The following is a 4,667-nucleotide window of genomic DNA, read 5'->3' on the forward strand; positions in this document are numbered from 1 at the left end:
GGCCGGACGCGCTTACCGAGATGATGGACCAGCTCCAAACGCTGGACCTGGCGGCGTAGCCGGAACTACCACGCCGATCGCCCATCAGAGCGAACGTGCGCCCGCAGCGGAGTTTGCAACAGAGCCTCTTCTGGTCTATGCTCCATGAACGGGTACGCTTTCCTGTTTCGTGACGAACAGGAAGCCGATGCCGACCAAGACCATCCTGTCGCCCGCGCAGCGTGCTGTGATCTTCGACCCGCCTGCCGATCGCGCGACGATCGAACGGCTCTATACGCTCGGTCCCGACGATCTGGCACAGGTGGCGCGACGTCGGCGCGGGGCGAACCGGCTCGGCTATGCGGTGCAGCTTTGCTACCTGCGTCATCCCGGTCGCAGGCTACTGACGGGGGATGCGGTGCCCGCCGCCATGCTCGCGCTGCTCGCCGATCAGATCGGGTGCGTAGCCGACGACTTCACCGGCTATGCCACGCGCCCCACGACATTGCGCGAACACCGGGCCGAGATCGAAGCTCTGCTCGGTCTGCGCGCCTTCGCGCGGGTGGATGTACGGGCGATGCTGGCGCTGGGATCGGAGATTGCCGCTTCGACTGATAGAGGTGAGACGATCGTCACAGGCATGGTCGATCGCTTGCGGGCGGACCGGATCGTACTGCCGGCGACATCGACGCTGGAACGGCTCGCCCTCATCGTGCGGACACGGGCGCGCAAGGCGGCCCATTCCAATCTGATCCGCGACTGTTCGACCGAACAGGAAGCCGCACTCGAACACATGATCGCCTCCGACGATGATGGGCGCACCCGGCTAGGATGGATACGCGAATGGCCGGAAGCACCATCGGCCGCGAACCTGAAGGGAATCGTCGAACGGCTCGACACCGTGCGCGGCATCGGGATCGCGGCTGATCGAGCACGACGTATCCATGCTGCTCGCTATGCCGTCATTGCGCGGACCGCCGGCATCGTCACCGCCCAGCACCTGCGGCGTCTCGAACGTCCGCGCCGGCTCGCCATGCTCGTAGCTTCCGTGATCGAGATGGAAGCGACGTTGACCGACGCCGCGCTGGTCATGGTGGAGAAGATGGTGGGCGCGCTGTTCCGCCGTGCCGACCGCACCCGCTCCGATCGGCTGCTCGGCCAGGCACGGATGCTGAAGGACACCGCGCGTTTCCATGCCCGGCTCGGTCGCCTGCTGGTAGATGCTCGTGCGAGCGGGCGCGATGCCTTCCGCGCGATCGACGCGAAGATGGGCTGGGATCAGCTCGAACGCAGCATCCGCTTTGCCGAGGATCTGACGCGCTCGGCCGATGACGGGCTGGAAGAAGTGGTCGAACGCTATCCCGCCGTGCGGCGTTTCGCCCCGACGTTTCTCGCCGCTTTCACCTTCCGCACCGCGCGGTTGGCTGATCCGCTGCTCGGCGCGATCGAGGTGCTGCGCACGATGTACCGCGACGGTCGATCGGTCCTGCCGAAGCGAGTGCCGACCAGCTTCATCAAGCCGCGCTGGCGCAAGGTCGTGCAGCCGGCGGAAGGGACGATAGACCGGCGCGCCTATGAGATCGCAGTGATCGCCCACCTGCGCGAGCGGCTCGGCTCGGGCAGCATCTGGGTGGACGGCAGCCGCGCCTATCGCACGCTCGACGACTATCAGCTGCCCATGCCCGCCTTCGAAGCGATGCGCGCGAGCGGCGATCTGCGCCTGGTTGTGCCGACCGACTTTTCCAAATGGTACGAGGAACGCCGCACCCTGTTGGCCCGGCGCATGACGGAGGTGGAGCGCGCAGCCGCAGCGGGCGAGCTGGTCGATGTGACGATCGAACGCGGGCAGTTGCTCATATCGTCGATCCGGCGATCCCCGTCCGACGATGCCGATGCGCTAAAGGCCCGGCTCTACGCGATGCTGCCGCGCGTCCGAATCACCGATCTGCTGGTCGAGGTCGCCGCATGGTCGGGATTCGCCGACCGTTTCGTCCATGCGCGCAGCGGCGCCCCCGCCTCCGACCAGTCCGCGCTGATGGGTGCGATCCTCGCCGATGCGACCAACCTCGGCCTGGGCCGCATGGCCGAAAGCTCGCGCGGGCTGACGTTGTCTCGCCTGCGCTGGACGGCGGAATGGCATGTGCGCGACGAAACCTATCTGTCGGCGCTGGCGGCGATCGTCGATTGCCATACCGCGCATCCGCTCGCGGCGGTCTGGGGACCGGGCGATACATCGTCGTCGGACGGGCAGTTCTTTCGTGCCGGTGGTCAGGGCGAGGCCCGCGCCGATCACAACGCCCGCTATGGCACCGAACCAGGCGTGCTGTTCTACACCCACGTCACCGACCGCTTCACGCCGTTCCACACCAAGGTCATCGCCGCCAATGCCGGCGAGGCCGCGCATGTCCTCGACGGCCTGCTCGACCATGAAAGCGAGCTGGTCATCCGCGAACATGCGACCGATACCGCCGGCGCGGTCGATCATGTCTTCGGCCTGTGCCATCTGCTCGGCTTCCGCTTCGCGCCCCGCATCCGCGACCTCAACGAGCGCCGGCTCTACAGCCTGTCGCCGCTCGACTCGTGGCCGACGCTGCGCCCGCTCGTCGCCGGTCCGGTCAAGATCCGCGCGATCGAGGAGAACTGGGACGAAACCCTGCGCCTTGCCGCCTCGATCCGCGCCGGCACGGTGAGCGCCTCGGTCATGCTCCGCAAGCTGGCGGGCTTCCCGCGTCAGAACTCGGTCGCCCGCGCGCTGCGGGAGATAGGTCGGATCGAACGCACCCTGTTCATGCTCGACTGGTTCGATGATCCCGACCAGCGTCGTCGCACCGGCAGCATTCTCAACAAGGGCGAGGCCCGCAACGCGCTCGCCCGCGCCATCTTCTTCAACCGCCTCGGCGAACTGCGCGACCGCACCTTCGAGAACCAGCGCCATCGCGCCTCCGGCCTGACCCTCGTCACCGCGGCCATGACGCTCTGGAACACCGTCTATCTCGACCGAGCTGTCCGTCATCTGCGCGGCAGCGGCGTCGACGTGCCCGACGAGCTGCTCGCCCACGTCGCCCCTCTGGGCTGGGAGCATATCGGCCTCACCGGCGACTATCTCTGGGGCGAGATCGACAAACCTCGCGAGCGGTTCAGGCCGCTGCGCCTCCACCAGCAAAGCCGGGACGCTTAGACCCAATGACTGCGGGAGCCTCGGCGGCTCGAATCTGGGATGCTGACTATGGATTAGTCAGCAACGGAGACGAGTCATGACGGAGGCAGTGAAATACATCGGGCTGGACGTGCACAAGGGGACCATCGCTGTCGCGGTGGCCGATGGGGAACGCGGGGGCGAGGTACGCTATGTTGGCACGGTTCCCAACGAGGACGATGCGGTCAGAAAGCTGGTCAAGCGGCTGACCGGGGCGGGCACGAAGTTGCAAGTCTGCTACGAGGCGGGCCCGTGCGGCTACGGCCTGCACCGGTTGCTAACCGGGCTGGGGCAGAGCTGCATCGTCATCGCCCCTTCGATGATGCCGCGGCGACCTGGCGATCACGTGAAGACCGACCGGCGTGATGCGATGACGTTGGCGCGCCTGCTGCGTGCCGGCGAACTCACCGCGATCTGGGTGCCGGACGAAGCGCACGAGGCAGTGCGCGACCTGATCCGGGCAAGGCGCAGCGCGAAGGAGGACGCCACCGGGGCCAAGCAGACGGTGAAGAGCTTTCTGCTCCGGCACGATCGTCGTTATGGCGGCAAAGGAACCTGGACCAAGATGTACTGGCGATGGTTGTCGGAGCAGCGGTTCGACTTCCCGCATCAGCAACTGGCGTTCGAGGAGATGCAGAGGCGCGTGCTCGAGGCGCAAGCACGCGTCGGCCGCCTCGAGGCGGCCCTCGGCGAGGCAGTGGAGGGCTGGCGGTTCGCCCCGCTTGTCCGCAATCTACAGGCGCTGCGTGGCATTCAGTTGGTCAGCGCCGCAACGTTGGTCGCCGAAGTCGGCGATCTTACCCGCTTCGACAATCCCAAGCAGTTGATGGCCTATGTCGGGCTGGTACCGTCCGAATATTCCAGCGGCGCTCGCAAACAGCGCGGACGCATCACCCGCGCTGGTAACGGGCAGGCGCGCACCATGCTGGTCGAGGCAGGCTGGGCTTACCGGTTGCCTGCACGCGAGGAGCGTCGCTACCGCGAGCGGGTCGCTGATCTGCCCGACGAGGTCCAGGCTATCGGATGGAAGGCGCAGGTCCGCCTGTGTCAGCGTTTCCGCCGCCTGGCCGCCACGGGCAAGCCCCAGCCCAAGGTAATAACCGCGATCGCGCGCGAACTCATCGGCTACGCGTGGGACATCGCGAGGCGCGTGTCGCCGGCGGTCGCCACCTGACCCTTTCCCCGAACGCGACGAGAGGAGGCGCCAGCGCACGACCTGCATAGCCTTGGCCGGCGTGCCGCGGGCACCCGACTGTGATGGGTAATCCACGGCGTACGTTGGGGCAGGTTCGTCCGACGCCCGATCTTAGACGGTGGACAGGCCCAGCGACGGATACGGGTAGTGCGGTAATCAACCCGCGGATGAGAGCGTGATCAATCGTCGTCGATCAGGCGCCCGCGGCACACCCGCCAAGGTCAATGCGACGCTGGCTTCCTGGCCAGCGAAGGAGTAAACTCGGCCAGCGTCTCGGATGGCAGTCATGAGAGCGTA

2 protein-coding genes are annotated in these 4,667 nt (G+C 66.7%); both read left to right on the forward strand.

The features are described 5' to 3' along the window. The first annotated feature begins 187 nt into the window (after positions 1 to 187). Positions 188 to 3,157, forward strand: a complete 2,970-nt coding sequence (locus KAY22_RS24855; RefSeq protein ID WP_042491074.1) for a Tn3 family transposase — start codon at positions 188 to 190, stop codon at positions 3,155 to 3,157. Positions 3,158 to 3,233: 76 nt separating this feature from the next. Next, positions 3,234 to 4,349, forward strand: a complete 1,116-nt coding sequence (locus KAY22_RS24860; RefSeq protein ID WP_084281543.1) for an IS110 family transposase — start codon at positions 3,234 to 3,236, stop codon at positions 4,347 to 4,349. The last annotated feature ends 318 nt before the right edge of the window (positions 4,350 to 4,667 follow it).

This window comes from Rhizorhabdus sp., from assembly GCF_018006725.1.
Classification (GTDB): Bacteria; Pseudomonadota; Alphaproteobacteria; order Sphingomonadales; family Sphingomonadaceae; genus Rhizorhabdus.

Excerpts from the sequence above, each read along its gene's own strand:
- KAY22_RS24860 (WP_084281543.1), top strand. The coding sequence starts at position 3,234 with ATGACGGAGGCAGTGAAATACATCGGGCTGGACGTGCACAAGGGGACC.
- KAY22_RS24855 (WP_042491074.1), top strand. The coding sequence starts at position 188 with ATGCCGACCAAGACCATCCTGTCGCCCGCGCAGCGTGCTGTGATCTTC.